The sequence below is a fragment of the Streptomyces sp. NPDC051183 genome (assembly GCF_040682455.1).
GTDB lineage: Bacteria > Actinomycetota > Actinomycetes > Streptomycetales > Streptomycetaceae > Streptomyces.
In genome coordinates this window covers 58,569-81,590 of record NZ_JBFBBA010000033.1, presented here as the reverse complement: position 1 = coordinate 81,590, position 23,022 = coordinate 58,569, and the positions used below count along the sequence as shown (strand labels likewise).

Sequence of the window (23,022 nt, the reverse complement as noted above, 5' to 3'; positions counted from 1 at the left end):
GGCGGCGGAAGTCCGCCGGGCGTGCGGCAGAATTCTCCGCATGGGGATAGTCGCCGGGCTGGACAGCTCTTCCGCCTTCACTCGCATAGTCGTCTGTGACGCCGACACGGGCGCCGTGCTGCGCCAGGGGTACGCACCCCATCCGCAGCCCACCGGCGAGGCCGTCCCCCACGAAACCGATCCACAGGCGTGGCTGCTCTCGCTCGGCGAGGCCGCCGGCGGCGGGCTCCTCGAAGGGGTCCAGGCCATCGGGGTCTCCGCGCAGCAGCACGGCGTGATCCCGCTGGACGCGCAGGGCGGGCTGGTCCGCCCGGCCCTGGTCGGCAACGACAAGCGCGGGCAGGTCGCCGCCGCCGACCTCATCGAGCGGCTCGGCGGCCGCCAGGCCTGGGCCGAGGCCGTGGGCTCCGTCCCGCACTCCGCGCAGCCCGTCGCGAAGCTGGCCTGGCTGGCCCGCGCCGAGCCGGAGTCGGCCCGGCGGGTGGCCGTGGTGATGTCCCCGCACGACTGGCTGGTGTGGCAGCTGCTGGGACGCCCGGCCCGGCGCACCACCGACCGGGGCGGCGCCTCCGGGACGGGGTACTGGTCGACCGCCACCGGCACCTGGCGCCCCGACCTGGTCGAGCTGGCGCTCGGGCACCAGGCGCTGCTGCCCGAGGTGCTCGGCCCGGCCGACGCCGCCGGGACCACGCCCGAGGGGCTGCTGATCTCCGCGGGCACCGGCGAGACCATGGCCGCCGCCCTCGGGCTCGGGCTGGGCCGCGGCGACGCGGTGGTCTCGCTGGGGGCCTCCGGGTCGGTGATGGCCGTGCACCACGAGGCGCTGTCGGAGCCGGGCGGTCTGATCACCTCCCTCGCCGACGCCGGTGGCATGCACCTGCCGGTGGTGAACACCTCCAACGCGGTACGGGCCCTGCGCGGCACCGCCGAGCTGCTGGGGACCGACCTGGAGGGGCTGAGCGCGCTCGCGCTGAAGTCGACGCCGGGCGCGCACGGACTCGTACTCCTGCCGTACCTGGAGGGCGAGCGGACGCCGAACCTGCCGCACACCGCCGGGACCCTGTCCGGGCTGCGGCGGGACTCGATGAAGCCGGAGCACCTGGCCCGGGCGTCCTTCGAGGGCATGCTGTGCGGGCTGGTGGACGCGCTCGACGTGCTGCGCAGCCGCGGGGTGGAGATCCGGCGGGTGTTCCTGCTGGGCGCGGCGGCCGAACTGCCCGCCGTACAGGCCTTCGCGCCGGGGCTGTTCGGCACGCAGGTCGTCGTACCGGCGCCGGCCGACTACGCGGCGCTGGGCGCGGCGCGCCAGGCGGCGTGGGCGCTGGGCGTGGCCCGGGGCACGCTCGCCCCGCACACCCCGCCGGTGTGGCCTGCCCCGGCGGCGCAGGTCTTCGAGCCGGACGAGGAGTTCCCGGCGTGGCAGGGCGTGCGCCAGCAGTACGTCGCGACGCGGGAGCAGATCCACCCGGGCGCGTTCTAGTACCGCGTCGGGCCCCGGCGCCGGGGCGCGTTCTCGGCCCCGGCACCAGGGTCGGCGGAGGCGCCCTAGGGACCGGGCGGGGCGACTACTCCTTTTGACCGGCCTTTGCGAAAAGCGCTGGGGTTCGGGGCTCCTGTTGGCTGAAGATGGGTTGAACCCCTCGATCTTGCCGACCGGAGCCTACGCGTGCTCATACGACTTCTGCGGACCCATCTGGGCCCGTACCGGAAACCCATCGCCGTGCTGGTCCTGCTTCAGCTGCTGCAGACCAGCGCGAGCCTCTACCTGCCCACGCTGAACGCGGACATCATTGACAACGGTGTCGTCAACGGCGACACCGGCTACATCCTGCGCTTCGGCACCCTGATGCTCGGCGTCTCGCTCGTCCAGCTCGTCTGCAACGTCGGCGCCGTCTACTTCGGCGCCCGCACCTCGGCCGCCGTCGGCCGGGACGTCCGGGCCGCCGTCTTCGACCGCGTGCAGAGCTTCTCGGCGCGCGAGCTCGGCCACTTCGGCGCCCCGTCGCTGATCACCCGTACGACGAACGACGTCCAGCAGATCCAGATGCTGGTGCTGATGACCTTCACGCTGATGGTCTCGGCGCCGATCATGTGCGTCGGCGGCATCTTCATGGCGCTCTCGCTCGACGTGAAGCTGTCGAGCGTGCTCCTCGCCGTCGTCCCCGTCCTCGGTGTGTCGGTCGGCGCGATCGTCTTCCGTACGCGGCCGCTGTTCCGGCAGATGCAGGAGCGCCTGGACACCGTGAACCGGGTGCTGCGCGAGCAGATCACCGGCAACCGCGTGATCCGCGCCTTCATCCGCGACGGATACGAGAAGGATCGGTTCCGCGACGCGAACGCCGACCTCACCGGCGTCTCGCTGGCGGCCGGCAAGCTCCTCGCCCTGATGTTCCCCACGGTCATCGTGGTCGTGAACATCTCCAGCGTCGCCGTCATCTGGTTCGGCGCGATGCGCGTCGACAGCGGCGGCATGGAGATCGGCCAGCTGACGGCCTTCCTCGCCTACCTGCTGCAGATCGTCATGTCCGTGATGATGGCCACCTTCATGTTCATGATGGTGCCGCGCGCCGAGGTCTGCGCCGAGCGCGTCCAGGAGGTCCTGGACACCGAGTCGAGCGTGGTCCCGCCCGCCGATCCGGTGCGCGAGCTCTCCCGGCGCGGGCAGCTGGAGCTGCGCGGCGCCGACTTCCGCTATCCGGGCGCCGAGGCCCCGGTGCTGCGCGGGGTGGACCTGGTGGCCCGCCCCGGCGAGACGACCGCGGTGATCGGCTCCACCGGCAGCGGCAAGTCCACGCTGCTGGGCCTGGTCCCCCGGCTGTTCGACGCGACCGGCGGCGAAGTCCTGGTCGACGGGGTCGACGTACGCGGCCTCGACCCGGAGCTGCTCGCGCGGACGGTCGGCATGGTCCCGCAGAAGCCGTACCTCTTCTCCGGGACCGTCGCCTCGAACCTGCGCTACGGGCGCCCCGAGGCCACCGACGAGGAGCTGTGGCACGCCCTGGAGGTGGCCCAGGCCAAGGGCTTCGTCTCCGAGCTGGAGGGCGGGCTCGACGCGCCCGTCTCCCAGGGCGGAACCAATGTCTCCGGCGGACAGCGCCAGCGTCTGGCCATCGCCCGCACGCTCGTGCAGCGCCCGGAGATCTACCTCTTCGACGACTCCTTCTCGGCCCTGGACTACGCGACGGACGCGGCGCTGCGCTCGGCGCTGGCCCGCGAGACCGAGGACGCGACGGTGGTCATCGTGGCCCAGCGGGTGTCGACCATCCGCGACGCCGACCGGATCATCGTCCTCGACGAGGGCCAGGTCGTGGGCGAGGGACGCCACCACGAGCTGATGGCCGGCAATGAGACCTACCGGGAGATCGTGCTCTCCCAGCTGACGGAGGCGGAGGCCGCATGAGCGGGCCCGGAGGACGGATGATGATGGGGCCGGGCCAGCGGTCGCTGGACTTCAAGGGCTCGGGGAAGCGGCTGCTGGGCCAGATCGCCCAGGACCGGGTCAAGATCTGGGGCATGGTCGCCGCCGTCGTCGGCAGCGTCGCCTTCACGGTGATCGGGCCGAAGATCCTCGGCAAGGCCACCGACCTCGTCTTCGCGGGGATCGTGGGCCGCCAGATGCAGGCGGGGACCACGAAGGAGCAGGCGCTCCAGGGGCTGCGTGACCGGGGCGAGGGCGGGATGGCGGACATGCTGTCCGGCACCGACTTCACCCCCGGCAAGGGCATCGACTTCGGTGCCGTCGGGATCGTGGCGATCTGGGCGCTCGTCGTCTTCACCCTGGCGGGCCTGCTGATGCTGGTCGCGACGCGGCTGTCGAACCACGTCATGAACGGCACCGTGTACCGGATGCGCGAGGAGCTGCAGGCGAAGCTTTCGCGGCTGCCGCTGTCCTACTTCGACGGGCAGAAGCGCGGCGAGGTGCTCAGCCGGGCCACGAACGACATCGACAACATCGGGCAGACGCTCCAGCAGACGATGGGCCAGCTGCTCAACTCGCTGCTGACGATCGTCGGCGTGCTGGCGATGATGTTCTGGATCTCGCCGCTGCTGGCGCTGGTCGCGCTGGTGTCCGTACCGGTCTCGATCTACGTCGCGGCGAAGATCGGCAAGAAGTCGCAGCCGCAGTTCGTGGCGCAGTGGAAGTCCACGGGCGCGCTCAACGCGCACGTGGAGGAGATGTACTCGGGCCACACGCTGGTCAAGGTCTTCGGGCGGCAGAAGGAGTCCGCGGCCCTCTTCGCCGAGCAGAACGAGGCGCTGTTCCGGGCCTCGTTCAAGGCGCAGCTGGTCAGCGGCATCATGCAGCCGGTGATGCTGTTCATCTCGAACATCAACTACGTGCTGATCGCGGTCGTCGGCGGGCTCCGGGTCGCCTCGGGCACCCTGTCGATCGGTGACGTGCAGGCCTTCATCCAGTACTCGCGCCAGTTCTCGATGCCGCTGACGCAGGTCGCGTCGATGGCGAACCTGGTGCAGTCGGGCGTCGCCTCGGCCGAGCGGGTCTACGAGCTGCTGGACGCGGAGGAGCAGCAGCCGGACGCCGAGGTTCCGGAGCGTCCGCAGGAGCTGCTCGGGCAGGTCACCTTCGAGAAGGTCGCGTTCCGCTACGAGCCGGACAAGCGGCTGATCGAGGACCTCTCGCTCACCGTCAAGCCCGGCAACACGGTCGCGATCGTCGGCCCCACGGGCGCCGGCAAGACCACGCTGGTCAACCTCCTCATGCGGTTCTACGAGGTCACGGGCGGCCGCATCGCCCTCGACGGGGTGGACATCGCGAAGATGACCCGCGAGGAGCTGCGCGGCAGCATCGGCATGGTCCTCCAGGACACCTGGCTGTTCGGCGGCACGATCGCCGAGAACATCGCCTACGGTGCCTCGCGGGAGGTCACGCGCGCCGAGATCGAGGGGGCGGCGCGGGCCGCGCACGCGGACCGCTTCATCCGCACCCTGCCGGACGGCTACGACACCGTGCTGGACGACGAGGGCGCGGGCGTCAGCGCCGGCGAGAAGCAGCTGATCACCATCGCCCGGGCGTTCCTGTCGGACCCGGTGATCCTGGTGCTCGACGAGGCGACGAGCTCGGTGGACACCCGTACCGAGGTGCTGATCCAGAAGGCGATGGCGCGCCTCGCGCACGGCCGTACGTCCTTCGTGATCGCGCACCGGCTGTCCACGATCCGCGACGCGGACCTGATCCTGGTGATGGAGAACGGTTCGATCGTGGAGCAGGGCACGCACGAGGGGCTGCTGGACTCGGACGGCGCGTACGCGCGGCTGTACGCGGCGCAGTTCGCGCAGGCGGTCGCCGAGGTCGACTGACCGGTCGGGTCGCGTCGGGTCGCGTCAGGTCGCGTCAATGCGGGGGTGCCCTCAGGCGGGGGCACCCCTTCCCGTTTCCGTCTCAGTCGAGATAGCCCCGCAGCTGGTCGGCGAAGGCGTGGTCGCGCAGCTTGTTGAGGGTCTTGGACTCGATCTGGCGGATCCGTTCGCGGGTCACGCCGAAGATCCGCCCGATCTCCTCCAGGGTGCGCGGCCGCCCGTCTGCGAGCCCGTACCGCAGCTGGACGACCTTGCGCTCGCGCTCGCCGAGGGTGGACAGGACGGCTTCCAGGTGCTCGCGCAGCAGGAAGAACGCGGCCGACTCCACGGGTGAGGCGGCGTCCCCGTCCTCGATCAGGTCCCCGAGCGCCACGTCGTCCTCCTCGCCGACCGGCGCGTGGAGCGAGACCGGTTCCTGGGCGAGGCGCAGCACTTCGAGGACCCGCTCGGGGGTCAGTTCCAGGTGGACCGCGACTTCCTCGGCGGTGGGCTCGTACCCGCGCTCCTGGAGCATGCGGCGCTGGACGCGGACGACGCGGTTGATCAGTTCGACGACATGGACCGGCACGCGGATGGTCCGGGCCTGGTCGGCGAGGGCCCGGGACATGGCCTGGCGGATCCACCAGGTGGCGTAGGTGGAGAACTTGTAGCCGCGGGCGTAGTCGAACTTCTCAACGGCCCGGATGAGGCCGAGGTTCCCCTCCTGGACGAGGTCCAGCATGGTGAGTCCGCGGCCGACGTAGCGCTTCGCGACGGAGACGACGAGCCTCAGGTTCGACTCGATGAGGCGGCGCTTGGCCATCCGGCCCATGACGACGAGCTTGTCGAGGTCGAGGGTGAGCTGGAGGTCGAGGGCGGCGCCGCTGCCGAGCTTCTCCTCGGCGAACAGGCCGGCTTCCACGCGCCGCGCGAGCTCGACCTCCTCGACGGCGGTGAGGAGCGGGATCCTGCCTATCTCGCGCAGGTACTGCCGGAACAGGTCGGCGGAGGGTCCCGCGCCGCCCGTCCCCTCGGTACCGCGTTTTCGCTGCGGCGGCACCTGCTGCTCGATCAACTCCAGGACCTCGGGCTCCTCGTCCACGGCATCGGCCTCTGCCTCGGGCTCTTCGGCCGTGGCGGCGTCGGCGGGCGGGCTCGCGTTGACGGTCAGGATCTGGGTCTGCACGGGGGCGACCTCCAGGGCTCCGAGGACGGGGGCACCGCACCTCAGTGTGGGGTACGACACATCGCTGCCACGAGGGGCGTGCGAGCACTTTCTGAGTCCGCAGTGTGACCGGATGGTTACCCCCCGGCGAGAACCCCGATGCGGATCGGACGCATGTCCGAGAAGATCAATGCCATGTCCGACTACGAAACCCACGTCACGGTGCGCTGCCCCGACCCCGCTGAGCTGGCGCGGCTCGAAGCGTGGGCCGGCGGGCGGGAGTTGAAGGTCACGCACATCGTGCTGGCCCGGGGCCGGATGGTGTCGCAGCCGATGCTGACCCTGCCGGACCGCACGGGGCACGAGGCACTGGTGCCGTCGCTGCGGGCGGCGGGCTTCGACCCGGTCCGGGTCAAGGTGGAGACCGTGCCCTGGACGACGGTGCCGCCGGGCCCGGGCGGCGGCTACTTCGAGCACCACCTCAAGCTGCGGCTCCCGGCCGCCTGGGACCGCCCGGCGCTGGAGTCCCTGGTCGCCCCGCACGGGGCGCACCTGTCGTGGAACGCCCGCCGCGTCCTGCCCGGGGCCCGGCACGAGCGCTTCGTCACCCAGCGCTGCCGCGGCACGGCCGCGCGGGCGGCGGCCGCGTGCGACGCGCTGGTCGCGGCGCTGGCGGGAGACGGGTACGAAATCCGCTCGGAGGAGCGGGAGTTCGTGCTGTACGACAGTGACCTGTCGGTGGACGACGGGTGGATCGAGGAGGAGAGGGGCGGATGAGCAACGCCAACGAGCCGTGGAAGCCGTCGATCCCGGGCGGACCGGACGACATCGGCGAGCCGTCGGATGAGCGGCGCCGCCGGGAGACGGGGCTGCCGTACACGCTCACGGCGGGGGTGGGTGAAGCGGCCGTCCGGCACCGGGTGTTCGATCCCGCCCTCAAACACTTCAACGATGCCTACCGGCCCACGGACGGCGTCGTCGCCGACCCGGCGGTGCGCGCCCGCTGGCAGGCGATGCGGCGTACCGCCCTGGAGCTGGCCCTGGCGGGGGTGGCTTCTTCCGGCTGGGCCGAGTCGCTGGTGCTGCGCGGCAGCATGCTGATGGCGAGCTGGTACGGGGCGGTGGCCCGCGAGCCGCACGACCTGGACTTCGTTGTCGTGCCGCAGGACTGGCGGATCGAGGAGCCCAGGACCCGCAGCATGCTGGACGCGGTCGCGGTCGCCGCGGAACGGGCCGCCGCGGAGCATGGCGGGCTGGTGATGCCGGCCTCGGAGGTGGTCTCGGAGTACATCTGGACCTACGAGCGGGTTCCGGGCCACCGGCTGGTGATCCCGTGGTCCGCACCGGGGCTGCCCGGTGGCCAGGTGCAGATGGACTTCGTCTTCCACGAAGGTCTGCCGGCCGCGCCGGAAAGGACCCGGGTCGCCGGGGCAGAACTGCACGGCGCGACGAAGGAGCTCTCCCTGGCGTGGAAGCTGCTGTGGCTGGCGACCGATTTGTACCCCCAGGGCAAGGACCTGTACGACGCCGTGCTGCTCGCCGAGGACTGTGTCCTGCCGTACCCGCTACTGGAGACGGTGTTCCGCCTCTCCGGCGAATGGGACGGCGGCGGGGGTCTCGACCCGATCACCCTGGACACCTTCGGATCGATCGAGAGGGTGGACTGGGCGAACTTCGCGAAGGAGTACCCGGCCGTCGACCCCGACGGCGCCTACACGCGGCGCCTGGTCGCGGCGCTGGGGCCCACCTTCGCCGGGCCGGGGCAGGCCTAGGCCGGTTCCACTCGGACCGCGCAGACCTTGAACTCCGGCATCCGCGAGACGGGGTCCAGGGCCGGGTTGGTGAGGGAGTTGGCGCGGCCCTCGCCCGGCCAGTGGAACGGCATGAAGACCGTGTCCGCGCGGATCGTGTCCGTGATGCGGGCCGGGGCGACGGCGCGGCCGCGGCGGGAGGTCACCGCGAGCGGCTCGCCCTCGACCGCGCCGATACGGGCCGCGAGGCGCGGGTGGAGCTCCACGAACGGGCCGGGCGCGGCCTCGTTGAGCTCCTCGACGCGCCTGGTCTGCGCGCCCGACTGGTACTGGGCGACGACCCGGCCGGTGGTGAGCAGGAGCGGGTACTGCGCGTCCGGGACCTCGGCGGCGTCGCGGTGGCAGGCGGCGCTGAAACGGGCCCGGCCGTCCTCCGTGGCGAAGGCTTCGAGGAAGAGCCGCCGGGTGCCCGAGGAGCCCTCCGGGCAGGGCCAGAAGACGCCCTGCTCGGCCTCGATGCGGGCGTAGGAGATCCCGGAGTAGTCCGCCGGGCCGCCGGCCGAGGCGCGCCGCAGTTCCTCGAAGACCTCCTCGGGGGCGGTCGGGAAGCCCTTCTCGACGCCCAGCCGCGCCGCGAGGCCGTGCAGGACGTCCAGGTCGCTGCGCACCCCCGGCGGCGGGGACAGGGCCCGGCGGCGCAGCAGGACGCGTCCCTCCAGGTTGGTGGTGGTGCCGGTCTCCTCCGCCCACTGGGTGACCGGCAGGACCACGTCGGCGAGGGCCGCCGTCTCCGAGAGGACCACGTCGGCGACCGCGAGGAAGTCCAGCGAGCGGATGCGGTCCTCGATGTGCCCGGCGCGCGGGGCGGAGACCACCGGGTTGGAGCCCATCAGGAGCAGGGCCTTCACGTCGGTGCCGAGCGCGTCGAGGAGTTCGTACGCGCTGCGGCCCGGGCCGGGGAGGGTGTCGGGGTCGACGCCCCAGACCCCGGCGACGTGGGCCCGCGCCGCCGGGTCGGTGAGTTTGCGGTAGCCGGGGAGCTGGTCGGCCTTCTGGCCGTGTTCGCGTCCGCCCTGGCCGTTGCCCTGGCCGGTGAGGCACCCGTATCCGGAGAACGGCCGGCCGGCGCGGCCGGTGGCGAGGCAGAGGTTGATCCAGGCTCCGACGGTGTCGGTGCCTTTGGACTGCTGCTCGGGGCCGCGGGCGGTGAGGACCATCGCGGAGGAGGGCGCGCAGAACATCTCCACCGCCTCGCGGAGCTTGGGCACGGGGATTCCGGTGATCCGCTCCACCAGCTCCGGCCAGTGCGTCATGGCGGCCGCCCGGGCCTCCTCCCAGCCGGTGGTGCGCTCGGCGATGAACTCCTCGTCCGTGTGCCCCTGGGCCACCACCAGGTGCAGCAGGCCCAGGGCAAGCGCGAGGTCGGTGCCCGGGCGGGGGGCGAGGTGCAGGTCAGCCTGCTCGGCGGTCCGCGTGCGGCGCGGGTCCACCACGATCAACGTTCCGCCGTTCTCGCGGAGTTCCCGGAAGAAGCGCAGGGCGGGAGGCATGGTCTCGGCGAGGTTGGAGCCGACGAGGATCACGCAGCCGGTCCGGGGGATGTCCTCCAGCGGGAAGGGGAGCCCCCGGTCGAGCCCGAAGGCCCGCTGGTGCGCGGCGGCCGCCGATGACATGCAGAAGCGGCCGTTGTAGTCGATCTGCGAGGTCCGCAGGGCGACCCGGGCGAACTTTCCGAGGGCGTACGCCTTCTCGTTGGTCAGCCCTCCCCCGCCGAACACCCCGACCGCGTCCGGTCCGTGCGACCGCCGCGTACGGGTGAGCCCCTCGGCGACGGCGTCGAGCGCCTCCTCCCAGGTGGCCGGCTCCAGCCGCCCTGCGTGGGTGCGGACGAGCGGCTCGGTCAGGCGTACCCGGGAGGAGAGCACGGCGGGGGCGGTGCGGCCCTTACCGCACAGCGCGCCCCGGTTCACGGGGAAGTCCCGCTCCTCCACCGTCACTCCCCGGCCGCCCGGCTCTGGGCGGAGGTTCATGCCGCACTGCAGCGCGCAGTACGGGCAGTGCGTGGCGGTGGTGGCAGATTCCGGGGTGTGCATGACGCCAGCGTGCGTCGCCGGTGTTACGACGGCCGCCGCCCCGCGTTACGACTCGGGGTTCTCGACCTCAGCGCGCCCCGCCGCCCCCGGTGAGGCGGCCGGGCGGGCACGGGCTACTGGCCTGTGAGGTGCGCGGCCGTCAGGCCGGCGGTCCAGCCGCCGTCCACCGCGAGCTCGGCGCCCGTCATGTATGCGGCGGCGTCGGAGAGGAGGAAGGCGACCGCCGCCGCGACCTCCTCGGGCAGGCCCACGCGGCCCATCGGGGCGCCGGGGTAGTTGCCCTCGCCGGCCCGGATGCCGATCGGGGCGGTCATCGGGGTGAGCGTCATGCCGGGGTGGACGGAATTGACGCGGATCCGGGCCTCGGCGAGTTCGACCGCGCCGATCTTGGACAGGCCGCGCACGCCCCACTTGGAGGCGCCGTATCCGGCGGTGAGCGCGAAGCCGGTCAGCCCGGCGGCGGAGGAGATGTTGACGATGGAGCCGCCGCCGTTCGCGCGCAGCAGCGGGATCGCGGTCTTGATGCCGATGAACACGCCGACGAGGTTCGTCTCGACGACCCGGCGGAAGTACTCGACGCTCTCGTGCTCCAGGAGCTGACCGGTGGCGATGCCGGCGTTGTTGACCAGGCCGTCGATCCGGCCGAACTCGGCGACGGCGTGGTCGAGGGCGGCCTGCCAGTCGGCCTCGCTGGTCACGTCGTGCCGCAGGAAGCGGGCCGCGCCGCCCAGCTTCGCGGCGGTCTCGGCGCCCTCCGCCTCCAGCACGTCGGTGATCAGCACCCGGCCGCCGCCGTCGACCACGGCCCGCGCGGCCGCGGCGCCCAGGCCGCGGGCGCCGCCGGTGATGACGACGGTCTTGCCGCTCAGGTCCACAACGGCCACGGTTCACACCCCATCGGTATATGACTGATCGGCATAGGCTGAACGCGGCGTCAGTCTGCCAGAGCGGCCAGCGCCCGCGACACCCCTTCCTCCTTGGGCCCGAGGAACCGCGGCTGCGGCTTGAAGGCCGCGTCCAGCGCCGCCTTGCCGGACGCGAAGACCTCGCGGGCGCCGCCGTAGTACCAGGTCGCGTCGTGTACGTCGGCCACCCCGACCCCGTAGGAGTCCAGGCCCGCGGACTGGCACAGGGCGACGGCCCGGCGGATGTGGAAGCCCTGGCTGATCAGCACCGCGCGCCGCACCCCGAAGATCTCCCGGGCCCGGACGCAGGAGTCCCAGGTGTCGAAGCCGGCGAAGTCGCTGACGATCCGCCCGTCCGGCACCCCGTGCTCCGTCAGGTACGCGCGCATCGCGTCGGGCTCGTCGTACTCGGTACGGCTGTTGTCACCGGTGACCAGCACCACCTTGACCTTGCCGGCGCGGTACAGCTCGACGGCGGCGTCGAGCCGGTCGGCCAGGTAGGGCGTGGGCCGGCCGTTCCACAGGCCCGCGCCGAAGACCACGGCCACCTCGGCGGCGGGCGCGTCGGCCGTGGTGCGCAGTCGCGGGGCGGCCGCCGCGTGCGTCCACGCCGAGGGGAGCAGCGCCAGCACGCAGCACGCCATCACGGCCTGCACGGCGCGGCGCCGGGCCCGGACGGTGCCCGGGAACGAGAGCCGTAGCGGCACCGGCAGTCGCAGTCGCAGCAGGGCCCGTGCCCCGCTCGCGGTCCCGTTCGGGCGCGCTCCGAAGCTCGGTCTGCGCATGGCGGTTCCCCCTGGTCGTACGTGCGGTGCCGGGCGCCGCGTCCCGGCCAGCGCCCCGCAGGTCAGGACGCCGACCGGGCGCACGCGGTTTCAGCCGCCGGTCGCGCGCCGGTCGCGCGCCCGTCACCGCGGCCGCGCGCACCCCCGGCGCCCCGCTCCGGTGAGGAGGTGGAAAACACCCGTCACCCCGGCGCAACGCCCACGCAACCTGCGCCCCGCAGGATCGGTTCATGACGGAGCCGGTGCACCCTCCCGAGTCCCTGCCCCTCCCGCTTCCCCCCGCCACCACCGCGGAGCTGCTGTCGCGGATCACCGCCCAACTCGGCACGCAGCTCAGCGGTCTGCGCCCGCCCCGGTCACGGCCCCGAGAGCACGGAGTCCCCGCATGCAGCCCACCCTCGTCGCCGTGGCCCACGGCAGCCGCGACCCCCGCGCACTCGACACCGCCCTCGCGCTCCTGGAGAGGGTCCGCGAGCTCCGCCCGCGCCTCGACGTCCGGCTCGGGCACATAGAGCTGAACCGGCCGCTGCTCGGCGACACCCTGCGGGAAACCACCGGCTCGGCCGTCCTCGTACCGCTGCTCCTGGGGCGCGGCACCCACGTCAAGCGCGACCTCCCGGCCGCCGCCGCCCGCGCACGGCACCTGCGCACCCGCATCGCCGCCCCGCTCGGGCCGCACCCGCTGCTCGTCGAGGCCCTGTACGAGCGGCTCCTGGCGGCCGGCTGGACCCCGGGCACGGCTGTCGTACTGGCCGCCGCCGGGTCCCGCGACCCCGACTCCGCCGCCGACACCGGCCGCACCGCCGCCCAGCTCGGCGAGCGCCTCGGCGGGGTGCCCGTCGTACCGGCCTACGCCTCCGCGGCCCCCGCCGTGCCCGAGGCCCTGCGCGCGCTCGCCGCCCGGGGCCACCACCGGATCGCGGTCGCCTCGTACTTCACCGCGCCGGGCCGGTTCGCCGCCCAGTGCGCGGCCGCCGCGCCCGGCCCGGCCGCCGCGCCGCTGGGCGCCCACCCGGCGCTGGCCCGGCTGCTCGTACAGCGCTACGAAGAGGCGCTCGCCCACCCGGGCCACCCGCTGGAACTGGCCACCGCCTCCCTCGCGTAAAGACCGCGTTGGTTCGGATTGCTCGGATTGTCGGTGTCTCCGGTTAACGTCTGAGCATGGAAGGCACAGCGCACGCCCCCGCATCCGACCACGCACCCGAGGCCTACGCCCCGGCCGACACCGAGCGCTGGGCCGCGGAGCCCGACAAACGGCCCGGCCGCACCGCCTTCCAGCGCGACCGCGCCCGCGTGCTGCACTCCGCCTCGCTGCGCAGGCTCGCCGGGAAGACCCAGGTCGTCACCCCCGGCACCCGGTCGTACGACTGGGACGCGAGCCCGCGTACGCGGCTCACGCACTCCCTGGAGTGCGCGCAGGTCGGCCGCGAGCTCGGCGCCGCCCTCGGCTGCGACCCCGACCTGGTCGAGGCCGCCTGCCTCTCGCACGACATGGGCCACCCACCGTTCGGGCACAACGGCGAGGAAGCGCTCAACGAATTCGCCAAGGACTGCGGGGGCTTCGAGGGCAACGCCCAGTCGCTGCGGCTGCTGACCCGGCTGGAGCCCAAGCGGTTCGTGCCGGACCCGGCGAGCGGCACCCTCGTCAGCGTCGGCCTGAACCTGACCCGGGCCAGTCTGGACGCGGCCACCAAGTACCCCTGGGCCCGCGGCGACCACCCCACCGACCCCGGTTCGGTGAAGTTCGGCGCGTACGACGACGACCTGCCGGTCTTCGAGTGGCTGCGCCGCGGCGCACCGGCGGACCGCAAGTGCTTCGAGGCCCAGGTCATGGACTGGGCCGACGACGTCGCGTACTCCGTCCACGACTTCGAGGACGGCCTGCACGCGGGCCACCTCGACCCGAACCTGCTCTTCGCCGAGCCCGAGCGCACCGCCATCTGGCAGGTCGCCATCGGCCGCTACGTGCCCGCCGACACCGAGCCCGAGGAGCTCCGCGAGGCACTGGACCGGCTGATGGAGCAGGAGTGGTGGCCGCACGGGTACGACGGTTCGGCCGTGGCCCAGGCCCGGCTGAAGGACGCCACGAGCCAGCTGATCGGCCACTTCTGCCTGGCCGCCGAGGGCGCCACCCGCGAGGCGTACGGCTCCGGCCGCCTCACCCGGTACGCGGCCGAGCTGGTGGTCCCGCGCGAGGCGCGCAACGAGTGCGCGGTCCTCAAGGCGGTCGCCGACCTGTACGTCATGCAGCGCGACGAGCAGGAGCGGCTGCGCGCCGACCAGCGCATCGTCCTGGCCGAACTCGCGGAGGCGCTCCTGGCCCGCGCCCCCGAGGGCCTGGACCCGCAGTTCCGGGCGATCTTCGATGCCGCGCCGGACGACAAGGCCCGCAAACGCGCGGTCATCGACCAGATCGCGGCCCTCACCGACGCCTCCGCGCGCTCCTTGCACGCACGCCTCATGCTGCGCACGCGACGCGCCGAAGGGTGAGCTGATCGGGCCACTCCCCCTTCACGCGGCAGGCTCAGTGCGGGACGCTCGCATGTGGTCGCATGTGGCGGAGAGGTTATGAGGAGGCATCAGGTGGTCGACGCACACCGGACATTCGTCATCGTCGGCGCAGGGCTCGCCGGGGCAAAGGCGGCCGAAACGCTGAGGTCGGAGGGGTTCACGGGGCGGGTGATCCTGATCGGCGACGAGCGCGACCATCCCTACGAGCGGCCCCCGCTGTCCAAGGGCTACCTGACGGGGAAGGAGGAGCGCGACAGCGTCTTCGTGCACGAGGCGTCCTGGTACGCGCGCTCCGACATCGAGCTGCACCTCGGCCAGCCTGCGGTCCAGCTGGACCGGGAGGCCAAGAAGGTGGTCCTCGGCGACGGCACGGCGCTGCACTACGACAAGCTGCTGCTGGCCACCGGCGCCGAGCCGCGGCGTCTCGACATCCCCGGCACGGACCTGGTCGGGGTGCACCACCTGCGCCGCCTCGCGCACGCCGAGCGGCTGCGCAAGGCGCTGGCGGGCCTGGGCCGGGACAACGGCCACCTGCTGATCGCGGGCGCCGGCTGGATCGGCCTGGAGGTCGCCGCGGCGGCCCGCGGGTACGGGGCCGAGGTCACCGTGGTCGAGCCGGAGGCCACTCCGCTGCACGCGGTGCTGGGTCCGGAGGTCGGCCGGCTGTTCGGGGACCTGCACACCGAGCACGGGGTGCGCTTCCACTTCGGGTCCCGGCTCACCGAGATCGTCGGGCACGACGGCATGGTGCTGGCCGCCCGTACCGACGACGGCGAGGAGCACCCGGCGCACGCCGTCCTCGCGGCGATCGGCGCCGCGCCGCGGACCGCGCTCGCCGAGACCTCCGGGCTCGCCCTGGTGGACCGGCAGCACGGCGGCGGCATCGCCGTGGACGAGTCGCTGCGCACCTCCGACCCGGACGTGTTCGCCGTCGGGGACGTGGCCGCCGCCCACCACCCGATGCTCGGGACGCGGCTGCGGGTCGAGCACTGGGCCAACGCGCTCAACGGCGGCCCGGCCGCGGCGCGGGCGATGCTGGGCCAGGGGGTCAGCTACGACCGGGTGCCGTACTTCTTCTCCGACCAGTACGACGTGGGCCTGGAGTACTCGGGGTACGCCCCGCCGGGCGGCTACGACCAGGTCCTGATCCGCGGCGACGTGGCCAAGCGGGAGTTCATCGCCTTCTGGCTCTCGGACGGGAGGGTGCTGGCCGGGATGAACGTCAATGTGTGGGACGTCACCGAACACATCCAGGCCTTGATCAGGTCGAAGGCGGCGGTCAACCGCGAGGCGCTGGCGGACCCGTCGGTTCCGCTGGCCTCGCTGGTTCCGGCGGAGGGGGCCTGACAGGTTTGTCGGTGTCCGGCCGTAGACTTCACGGGTGGCAGGACGGATCAACGAAGACGACGTGAAGGCGGTACGGGACGCGGTCCCGATCGACGCCGTGGTCTCCGACTACCTCCAGCTGCGCAATGCGGGCGGCGGCAACCTCAAGGGCCTGTGCCCCTTCCATGACGAGAAGTCCCCGTCCTTCCAGGTCAGCCCCAGCAAGGGTCTCTACCACTGCTTCGGCTGCCAGGCGGGCGGGGACACCCTCGACTTCATCATGAAGATCGACCACCTCTCCTTCTCGGAGGCGGTGGAGCGCCTGGCGGGCCAGGCCGGCATCACCCTGCGGTACGAGGAGGGCGGCTACACCGCCGGCACCAGCGGCCGCGGCGAGCGCATCCGGCTGGTCGAGGCGCACAAGGCCGCCGCCCAGTTCTACGTGGACCAGCTCGACGGCCCCGAGGCCGAGATCGGCCGCAAGTTCCTGGCCGAGCGCGGCTTCGACCAGGCCGCGGCCGCCCACTTCAGCGTCGGTTACAGCCCGGCCGGCTGGGACCACCTGACCCGCTTCCTGCGCGGCAAGGGCTTCAGCGACAAGGAGCTGATCACCTCCGGGCTCGCCCAGGACAGCCGCAGCGGCAAGCCCATCGACCGCTTCCGCGGCCGGCTGATGTGGCCGATCCGCGACATCAGCGGCGAGGTGGTCGGCTTCGGCGCGCGCAAGCTGCGCGACGACGACAACGGCCCCAAGTACCTGAACACGCCCGAGACGGCGATCTACAAGAAGTCCCAGGTGCTGTACGGCATCGACCTGGCGAAGAAGGAGATCGCGAAGACCTCGCGGGCGGTCGTGGTCGAGGGCTACACCGACGTGATGGCCTGCCACATGGCCGGGGTCACCACCGCGATCGCCACCTGTGGCACCGCCTTCGGCGGGGACCACATCAAGATCCTGCGCCGGCTGCTGATGGACAACGCCACCGCCGAGGTGATCTTCACCTTCGACGGGGACGCCGCCGGGCAGAAGGCGGCGCTGCGCGCCTTCGAGGACGACCAGAAGTTCGCCGCCGAGACCTCCATCACCATCGCGCCCGGCGGCATGGACCCGTGCGATCTGCGCCTGGCGCAGGGGGACGCGGCCGTCGCCGGACTGGTGGAGGCCCGCACCCCGCTGTTCGAGTTCGCCCTGCGGCACATCGTGGCCCGGCACAACCTGGAGAACCCGGCGGGGCGGGCGGCCGCGCTCGACGAGGCGGCCCCGGTCGTCGCCAACATCAAGAACATCGCGATCCAGCACGAGTCGGCGGTCCAGCTGGCGGGCATGCTCGGCATCCGCGACGAGCAGTTCGTCGTCAAGCGGGTGGCGCAGCTGGCGCGCTGGGCCCGCGAGCGCGGCGGCCAGCCGCAGCAGCAGGGCAGGGGCGGCGGGGCCGGCGGCCGGTCCTACGAGGCCGCCGCCGCGCCCGCCGCGCAGCCCGCCGGCGGCCCCGCGCTGAATCTGCGCAGCCCGGCCCACCGCACGGAGCGCGAGCTGCTGAAGCTGGCCCTCCAGCGCCCGGCCCTGGTCTCCCCCGCCTTCGACGCGTACGGGGCGGACGAGTTCACCGCCCCGCCGTACGCCGCCGTGCGCCAGGCCGTCCAGGACGCGGGCGGCGCCTCGCTCGGCACCGAGGACTATCTGGCGCGCGTCCGTGAGGCCGCCCCGAACGACACCGTCCGCGCGCTCGTCACGGAGCTGGCGGTCGAGGCCATCCACGCGAAGACGGTGGACGAGATCTATGCGGGGGTCCAGCTGGTCCAGGTCCGCCTGCGCGCCGTCGACCGCCGGGTCCACGAGATCCAGGGCACCATGTCCCGGCTGGGCCCGCAGGCCCCTCCGGAGCAGCTGGCCGCGGTCCAGGAGGAGCTGTGGGTCCTCCAGCAGTACGGGCAGCGCCTGCGCAACCGCGGGGCCGAGGGGCTCTAGAGCCGGTCGGACCGGTCGACCCGGCCGAGCCGCTTGTGCCAGTCGCCGCCCGGTATCTCGGTGCCCGACTCCGCCAGCCGGCGGGCCAGCGGCGCCGCCGCCAGGTAGACCCAGGCCCGCACGGCCGTGCCGTCGGGCCGCAGCGCCTCGCGGGCGGTCCGGTCGTAGACGTTGCCCGGGCGGCCCGGGCCCCGGTACTCCTCCAGCAGGTCGAGCGCGGCCAGCAGCTCCCCGTAGGCCTCCGGCGCCGCGGTGATCAGCTCCCCGACGACGGCCGAGCCGGGCCGGTCCACCGCGTACGGGTATCCGGGTCCGTCGTAGAGCACCGCGTCAGGGAGGCGGGCGGGCTCCTCCGAGGCGGTACGGCCGCGCAGGAACAGGTCGTGGTTGACCTCGCCCGGGCGCAGCGTCCCGTAGACGAAGAACGGCAGCGGCGCGGACGGATCGTACGGCCGGACGACCGATGTCATGGGGCCCTCCCTCGGATAGGGCGAAGCAGTCGGCGGACCCGGCCGAAAGTACCGAATCCGCCTTCGATCTCCACCGTACGCACCCCTGTTACACAACCTCCCGGTACCCGTGACCCGGGGCGTCTACCGTCGGTCGTCTCTGCTCCCGGCCCCTCGGTTCTGTCTCCATGACGCATTCGTCCCGCCGTTTCACCGCCGCCCTGCTGTGCGCCTGCGCGCTCGCCGCCGGCGGCTGCGCCGCACCCGGCGGGCTGGTCAAGGGCACCCGGGTCGCCCCGGTGTCGGTCCAGCCGCACCCCGAGTCGCTGTGGCCCGCCTGGACCGATACGCCCGGCGCCGCGGTGGGGGGCCGGGCGGCTCCGCCCAAGCCCCTCAAGGGCGCACCCGAGGTGGGGCCGGACGGTCTCAAGGTGGTCGACGCGATGGAGGTGCTGCGGGCCGACCCGCAGATGGCGCAGCTCGCGAAGAAGGGCCCGATCACCGGTCCGGGGCGGGCCGGCATCCGGCCGTTCGTCTACCGGGACCTGACCGGGGACGGGAAGCCGGAGCTGATCGTCGCCGTCGACGCGGCGACCGGCCGCACCGCGCTGAGCGTCTACTCCGTGGTCAACGGCAAGATCGTCGCCATCCTCTTCACGATCGGCCGGCAGATGGCCATCGAGGCCGTCGGCACGGACCTGCTGGTGCGCACCGCCTCCGACGACGGCGCCGAGCAGGCCGTGCGCTACCACTGGGGCGGCGACCGCATGACGGTGGTCAACGACGAGAAGCGGTTCCTCGCCTCCGGTCCCGGCTGCGACGCCAAGGGGAGCCCGGCTCACCGCTGCTCTCCCGGGGAAGGGCCGAACTCGCCGTGAGGTCCGTCCTGATCCGCTGCCGGGACCTCCTGCGGACCCTCGGCCTGCGCTGGAAGATCTCCATCCTGCTCGCCCTCGGCTGCTCGCTCGTCGCGGTCGCCATCGGCCTGCTGATCCACGAGGCACGCGCCCGTCAGATCGGGGAGGCCGCGCGCGAGAGCGCCACGAGCCAGCTGACCCGGGTGCGCCAGGTGTACGAGCTGACCGGCCGGCTCGACCCCGACAAGGTCGGTGAGGCTGACGCCCGGATCGACTCCAAGGAACTGCCCGACTCGCTACGGGCGGCGGCCCTCGACGGGAGGCGCACGACCTTTCTGGACATGAACGGCCCGGAGCCGATGGTCTGGGCCGCCCGGCCGCTCGGCGGCGACCACGTGTTGTCCGTACGGCATTCCCTGGCGGCCCAGCGTGACGAGCTCGCCGAGCTGGACCGGCAGCTGGTGGCGTACGGGGCCCTGATCGTGGCGCTCGCGGCGGCGGGCGGGGCGGTGCTGGCCAGCCGGCTGAGCAGGGAACTGCGCACGGCGGCCGAGACGGCCCGCCGGATCAGCGCGGGCGAACTGGACGCACGGATCGGGCCGTCGGGGGTGGCGGGGACCCGGGACGAGGTCGCCGAGCTGTCCTCGGCCGTCGACACCATGGCGGCCAGCCTCCAGCGGCGGCTGGAGGCGGAGCAGCGGTTCACCGCGGACGTGGCGCACGAGCTGCGCACGCCGCTGACGGGGCTGCACACGGCCGCCGAGCTGCTGCCTCCGGGACGGCCGACGGAGCTGGTACGGGACCGGGTCTCGGCGCTGCGGGCGCTGACCGAGGACCTGCTGGAGGTGGCCCGGCTGGACGCGAACCGGGAGCAGCCGCAGCTGGAGGCGCACGCGCTGGGGCCGCTGGTGGAGTCGATCACGCGGCGCTCCGGGGTGGCGGCCGAGGTCGCGGGCGCGCAGGAGTCGGCGCAGGTCAGCACCGATGCGCGGCGGTTCGAGCGGATCCTGACGAACCTGCTGGTCAACGCCCGGCGGCACGGCCGGGGCCCGGTCACGGTGACGGTGTCGGGCACGACCGTGGCGGTCCGGGACCAGGGGCCCGGCTTCCCGGAGGAGCTGTTGCGCGAGGGCCCGCAGCGGTTCCTGACGGGCACCCCCGAACGCGGCCAGGGCACGGGGCTGGGCCTGACCATCGCACTCGGCCAGGCCCAGGTCATCGGCGCCCGGGTGGCCCTGGCCAACCCCCGCCCCACCGGCGCGTGCGCGACGGTGGTCCTGCCGCCGGCCTGACCCCGTCACCCGGACGGGGCGGGGGTACCCGGATGGCCGTACCACCCCTGCTGACCTGCGGGAACGGCTCCCTCACTGCGGGGGCGCAGGGGGACCTGACGGGGCATCAGCAGGCGCGTGCCCGGCGGTCCGGGTTACCTCGGAGACACGACCCCGTGTCCCCAGGAGAGCCCCCCATGCGCCGAAGCACCGCTCACGCGCTCACCGCCACCGCGCTGACCGCCGCCGCGTTCGCCGGCCCGGTCGCCGGTGCGGTCGCCGCCGTGGATCTCGGCATGGTGAGCTTCGCGCCCGGCGACTTCGCCCGGCTGGAGGTGTGGCCCAAGTCGGCCGCCCCCGGCGCGACCGTCACCGTGAACACCACGGCCTGCGGCCGCGCGAGCCACGCCGAGGGCGATGCCACGACGGTCGGCGCAGGCCGCTTCAAGCTGGTTCCGGGCACCCACAAGGAGGTGGTCGTGGGGCAGTTCCAGGTCGCCCGCGACACCCGCCCCGGCACCTACGGCATCGGCGCGACCTGCGCGAACGGCAAGTTCGCCACCGGCGACCTGGTCGTCACCGAGCGCGGCCCGCAGGGCCACGTCCGGACCGGGGTGGGCGGTGGCACGACCACCACCACCGACCCCGCCAAGATCGCGGCGGGAGCGGCAGTGCTGGCCGCCACCGCCGTCGGCGGTACCTGGCTCCTGCGTCGCCGGGCGAGCGGCACGCGGAGCTGACGGACGCCCACCGCGGCTCCGGCCCCGGTCCGACCGGTACCGTCCCCCGTCGCCCGCCCCGCGAGGTCCCCCCCGTTCGCGGGGCCGGGCGACGGCCAGTTCACCCCGCACCGAGGAGCCGAGGGGGTACCCATGGGTCGCGCATTCCGGGGCGGCCGGAGCCCCACCGCCCGTCACGCGGGACTCGTCGCACTCGCCGCCTGCGTCGGCATCTGGCTCGTGAGCAGCGGTTCCCGGGAGCCCGTAGGGCCGCCGCTGCCCTCCCCCGCCGAGGCGCTGAGCGCCCTGGCCCCCCGGGCCGCCGGCCCCGGCCCGGCCCCGCTCCCCGGCTCACCGCCGACCCGGATCCGGATCCCGTCCATCAGGGTCGACGCGCCGCTGACCGGGCTCGGGCTGGAGCGCGACGGCAGCCTCCAGGTGCCGCCGCCCGCCCGCGGCGACCTGGCCGGCTGGTACCGCGAGGGCACCACCCCCGGCTCCGCCGGCACCGCCGTCATCGCCGGGCACGTGGACAGCGCCACCGGCCCGGCGGTCTTCTACCACCTGGGCGCGCTGCGCCGCGGGGCGGCCATCGAGGTCCCGCGCGCGGACGGCCGTACCGCCGTGTTCACCGTGCACGCGGTCGAGGTGTACGACGCCAAGGCCTTCCCCGACTCCCGGGTGTACGGCCCGTCGGCGGGCGCCGAGCTGCGGGTGATCACCTGCGGGGGCGGCTTCTCGCCGCGCAGCGGCTACAAGGGGAACGTCGTCGTCTTCGCGCACCTGACGGGCACCCACTAGCGCCGACGGCGCGTCGCGGCCGTCATCCCCACTGCTCGATCCCCAGCTTGATCACCAGCGCACCCACGACCGTCAGCAGCACCCCGCGGACGAAGCCGCTTCCCTTCTTGAGTGCCATCCGGGCCCCGACCATGCCTCCGGCCAGGTTGAACACCGCCATCAGCGCGGCCAGCTGCCACAGCACCATGCCCTGGTAGGCGAACATCGCGAGCGCCCCGCCGTTGGTGCAGCAGTTGACGATCTTGGCTGTGGCGGAGGCGGTGACCAGGTCGAGGTGGAGCACGGCCGTGAGCGCCAGTACCAGGAAGGTGCCGGTGCCGGGTCCGATGAGGCCGTCGTAGAAGCCGATGCCGAGACCGGCCAGGCCGATGGCGAGAAGCACCCGCTGACGGCCGGCGGGCGCGGCGGAGGGGGCGGTGCCGAACCCCGGCTTGAAGATCACGACACCCGCCACGATCACGAGCACGACCATGATCAGCGGGCGCAGCGCGTCCTTGCTGATGCCGCCCGCCAGCGCGGCCCCGCCCATCGACCCGGCGAGTGCGGCCAGGCCGATGCGGACGGCGGTCTTCACGTCCACCGGGGCCTTGCGCGCGTACGTCACCGCCGCGCCCGCGGTGCCGACGATGGCCACCGCCTTGTTGGTGCCGAGCACGGTGGCGGGGTGGGCGTGGGGCAGGCCGAGCAGCAGGGCGGGCAGGAGCAGGAGGCCGCCGCCGCCCACCACCGCGTCGATCCAGCCGGCCGCCGCGGCGGCCACGCACAGCACGATGACCATGGTCGTTGATATGTCAGGCACGGCCACGACCCTATGGAGCAGTTGGGTGCAGTGGCCATCAATCGCCGGAAACTTGCGCAAAGGTTGAGCTTCGCCCGGCCGGAGCCCGGTCCGGGGCGGCCGGAGCCGCCGGGTCCACGGCCGCCGTCAGCGCGCTCGCGGCCAGCACGCTGGCCAGCCCCAGCCCGGCCGCGAGCCGCCACGCGGGCGGTACGCGGGCCGGCGCGGCCCGCCAGGAGGGCGGCTTGCGGTGCCGGGCGGGTGCGGGGGCCGCGGCCGCCACTGCGTCCGGAGCGGACAGGGCGATGTGCAGCGGGTGGCGCATGGCGGGAAGGCCTCTCGGA

Annotated in this window: 19 protein-coding genes and 1 pseudogene; 13 read left to right on the top strand and 7 right to left on the bottom strand. The window is 73.4% G+C overall.

Annotated features, from left to right (window positions below; translation table 11 throughout):
• The first annotated feature begins 40 nt into the window (after positions 1-40).
• The 3 genes from AB0M99_RS26815 to AB0M99_RS26805 all read left to right on the top strand — a co-directional run bounded on the left by AB0M99_RS26815 (position 41) and on the right by AB0M99_RS26805 (position 5,319).
• Positions 41-1,480, top strand: coding sequence for an FGGY family carbohydrate kinase (locus tag AB0M99_RS26815; protein ID WP_365924683.1), 1,440 nt, complete (start codon positions 41-43; stop codon positions 1,478-1,480).
• A 186-nt stretch (positions 1,481-1,666) separates the two neighbouring features.
• Positions 1,667-3,400, top strand: a complete 1,734-nt coding sequence (locus AB0M99_RS26810) for an ABC transporter ATP-binding protein (protein ID WP_365924681.1) — start codon at positions 1,667-1,669, stop codon at positions 3,398-3,400.
• Positions 3,397-5,319: an ABC transporter ATP-binding protein gene (locus tag AB0M99_RS26805; RefSeq protein ID WP_365924679.1), complete on the top strand. Its 1,923-nt coding sequence runs from the start codon at positions 3,397-3,399 to the stop codon at positions 5,317-5,319. The genes AB0M99_RS26810 and AB0M99_RS26805 overlap by 4 nt, the downstream gene beginning before the upstream one ends.
• A gap of 82 nt (positions 5,320-5,401) precedes the next feature.
• On the opposite strand, the gene AB0M99_RS26800 is transcribed toward AB0M99_RS26805, so the two are convergent.
• Positions 5,402-6,544, bottom strand: coding sequence for an RNA polymerase sigma factor (locus tag AB0M99_RS26800; protein ID WP_365924677.1), 1,143 nt, complete (start codon positions 6,542-6,544; stop codon positions 5,402-5,404).
• Between the two features lie 93 nt (positions 6,545-6,637).
• On the opposite strand from AB0M99_RS26800, the gene AB0M99_RS26795 reads away from it, so the two are divergent.
• The gene (locus AB0M99_RS26795; protein ID WP_365924675.1) at positions 6,638-7,240 is read left to right on the top strand and encodes a hypothetical protein; all 603 of its coding nucleotides are present in this window, start codon (positions 6,638-6,640) and stop codon (positions 7,238-7,240) included.
• Entirely contained in the window at positions 7,237-8,235 is a 999-nt protein-coding gene (locus tag AB0M99_RS26790; RefSeq protein WP_365924673.1) for a nucleotidyl transferase AbiEii/AbiGii toxin family protein, read from the top strand. The genes AB0M99_RS26795 and AB0M99_RS26790 overlap by 4 nt, the downstream gene beginning before the upstream one ends.
• Here the strand turns inward: AB0M99_RS26790 and AB0M99_RS26785 are convergent.
• From AB0M99_RS26785 to AB0M99_RS26775, 3 genes are all read right to left on the bottom strand, one after another.
• Entirely contained in the window at positions 8,232-10,307 is a 2,076-nt protein-coding gene (locus AB0M99_RS26785) for a molybdopterin oxidoreductase family protein (RefSeq protein WP_365924671.1), read from the bottom strand. The genes AB0M99_RS26790 and AB0M99_RS26785 overlap by 4 nt on opposite strands.
• Positions 10,308-10,420: 113 nt before the next feature.
• Complete coding sequence (locus AB0M99_RS26780) at positions 10,421-11,191, bottom strand: glucose 1-dehydrogenase (protein ID WP_365924669.1); 771 nt, start codon at positions 11,189-11,191, stop codon at positions 10,421-10,423.
• Positions 11,192-11,241: 50 nt separating this feature from the next.
• On the bottom strand, positions 11,242-11,856 hold the full coding sequence (locus AB0M99_RS26775; protein WP_365924711.1) for an ElyC/SanA/YdcF family protein: 615 nt from the start codon (positions 11,854-11,856) through the stop codon (positions 11,242-11,244).
• A 371-nt stretch (positions 11,857-12,227) separates the two neighbouring features.
• Between AB0M99_RS26775 and AB0M99_RS26770 the strand changes: the two are divergent.
• The 4 genes and pseudogenes from AB0M99_RS26770 to dnaG all read left to right on the top strand — a co-directional run bounded on the left by AB0M99_RS26770 (position 12,228) and on the right by dnaG (position 17,803).
• Positions 12,228-13,102 (top strand): annotated as a pseudogene (locus tag AB0M99_RS26770) (sirohydrochlorin chelatase).
• A 56-nt stretch (positions 13,103-13,158) separates the two neighbouring features.
• Complete coding sequence (locus tag AB0M99_RS26765) at positions 13,159-14,487, top strand: deoxyguanosinetriphosphate triphosphohydrolase (protein ID WP_365924667.1); 1,329 nt, start codon at positions 13,159-13,161, stop codon at positions 14,485-14,487.
• A gap of 93 nt (positions 14,488-14,580) precedes the next feature.
• Complete coding sequence (locus AB0M99_RS26760) at positions 14,581-15,855, top strand: FAD-dependent oxidoreductase (RefSeq protein WP_365924664.1); 1,275 nt, start codon at positions 14,581-14,583, stop codon at positions 15,853-15,855.
• A 34-nt stretch (positions 15,856-15,889) separates the two neighbouring features.
• The gene (gene dnaG, locus AB0M99_RS26755; RefSeq protein WP_365924662.1) at positions 15,890-17,803 is read left to right on the top strand and encodes a DNA primase; all 1,914 of its coding nucleotides are present in this window, start codon (positions 15,890-15,892) and stop codon (positions 17,801-17,803) included.
• On the opposite strand, the gene AB0M99_RS26750 is transcribed toward dnaG, so the two are convergent.
• Positions 17,800-18,273, bottom strand: coding sequence for a gamma-glutamylcyclotransferase family protein (locus AB0M99_RS26750; RefSeq protein WP_365924660.1), 474 nt, complete (start codon positions 18,271-18,273; stop codon positions 17,800-17,802). The genes dnaG and AB0M99_RS26750 overlap by 4 nt on opposite strands.
• A 167-nt stretch (positions 18,274-18,440) precedes the next feature.
• Between AB0M99_RS26750 and AB0M99_RS26745 the strand changes: the two genes are divergently transcribed.
• From AB0M99_RS26745 to AB0M99_RS26730, 4 genes are all read left to right on the top strand, one after another.
• Positions 18,441-19,130, top strand: a complete 690-nt coding sequence (locus tag AB0M99_RS26745) for a hypothetical protein (protein WP_365924658.1) — start codon at positions 18,441-18,443, stop codon at positions 19,128-19,130.
• On the top strand, positions 19,127-20,401 hold the full coding sequence (locus AB0M99_RS26740) for a HAMP domain-containing sensor histidine kinase (RefSeq protein ID WP_365924656.1): 1,275 nt from the start codon (positions 19,127-19,129) through the stop codon (positions 20,399-20,401). Before AB0M99_RS26745 ends, AB0M99_RS26740 begins: the two co-directional genes overlap by 4 nt.
• Positions 20,402-20,577: 176 nt before the next feature.
• On the top strand, positions 20,578-21,120 hold the full coding sequence (locus AB0M99_RS26735; protein ID WP_365924654.1) for a hypothetical protein: 543 nt from the start codon (positions 20,578-20,580) through the stop codon (positions 21,118-21,120).
• 132 nt (positions 21,121-21,252) lie between these two features.
• A complete protein-coding gene (locus AB0M99_RS26730) occupies positions 21,253-21,900 on the top strand; it encodes a class F sortase (RefSeq protein WP_365924652.1) in 648 nt (215 codons plus the stop codon).
• A 22-nt stretch (positions 21,901-21,922) separates the two neighbouring features.
• On the opposite strand, the gene AB0M99_RS26725 is transcribed toward AB0M99_RS26730, so the two are convergent.
• A complete protein-coding gene (locus tag AB0M99_RS26725; RefSeq protein ID WP_365924650.1) occupies positions 21,923-22,699 on the bottom strand; it encodes a TSUP family transporter in 777 nt (258 codons plus the stop codon).
• A 37-nt stretch (positions 22,700-22,736) separates the two neighbouring features.
• Positions 22,737-23,003, bottom strand: coding sequence for a hypothetical protein (locus tag AB0M99_RS26720; protein WP_365924648.1), 267 nt, complete (start codon positions 23,001-23,003; stop codon positions 22,737-22,739).
• Between the last annotated feature and the right edge of the window lie 19 nt (positions 23,004-23,022).

Coding starts and splice junctions, on each gene's coding strand:
- AB0M99_RS26815 (WP_365924683.1), top strand. CDS start 41: ATGGGGATAGTCGCCGGGCTGGACAGCTCTTCCGCCTTCACTCGCATA.
- AB0M99_RS26805 (WP_365924679.1), top strand. CDS start 3,397: ATGAGCGGGCCCGGAGGACGGATGATGATGGGGCCGGGCCAGCGGTCG.
- AB0M99_RS26795 (WP_365924675.1), top strand. CDS start 6,638: ATGTCCGAGAAGATCAATGCCATGTCCGACTACGAAACCCACGTCACG.
- AB0M99_RS26790 (WP_365924673.1), top strand. CDS start 7,237: ATGAGCAACGCCAACGAGCCGTGGAAGCCGTCGATCCCGGGCGGACCG.
- AB0M99_RS26785 (WP_365924671.1), bottom strand. CDS start 10,307: ATGCACACCCCGGAATCTGCCACCACCGCCACGCACTGCCCGTACTGC.
- AB0M99_RS26775 (WP_365924711.1), bottom strand. CDS start 11,856: ATGGCGTGCTGCGTGCTGGCGCTGCTCCCCTCGGCGTGGACGCACGCG.
- AB0M99_RS26765 (WP_365924667.1), top strand. CDS start 13,159: ATGGAAGGCACAGCGCACGCCCCCGCATCCGACCACGCACCCGAGGCC.
- AB0M99_RS26750 (WP_365924660.1), bottom strand. CDS start 18,273: ATGACATCGGTCGTCCGGCCGTACGATCCGTCCGCGCCGCTGCCGTTC.
- AB0M99_RS26745 (WP_365924658.1), top strand. CDS start 18,441: ATGACGCATTCGTCCCGCCGTTTCACCGCCGCCCTGCTGTGCGCCTGC.
- AB0M99_RS26735 (WP_365924654.1), top strand. CDS start 20,578: ATGCGCCGAAGCACCGCTCACGCGCTCACCGCCACCGCGCTGACCGCC.
- AB0M99_RS26730 (WP_365924652.1), top strand. CDS start 21,253: ATGGGTCGCGCATTCCGGGGCGGCCGGAGCCCCACCGCCCGTCACGCG.
- AB0M99_RS26720 (WP_365924648.1), bottom strand. CDS start 23,003: ATGCGCCACCCGCTGCACATCGCCCTGTCCGCTCCGGACGCAGTGGCG.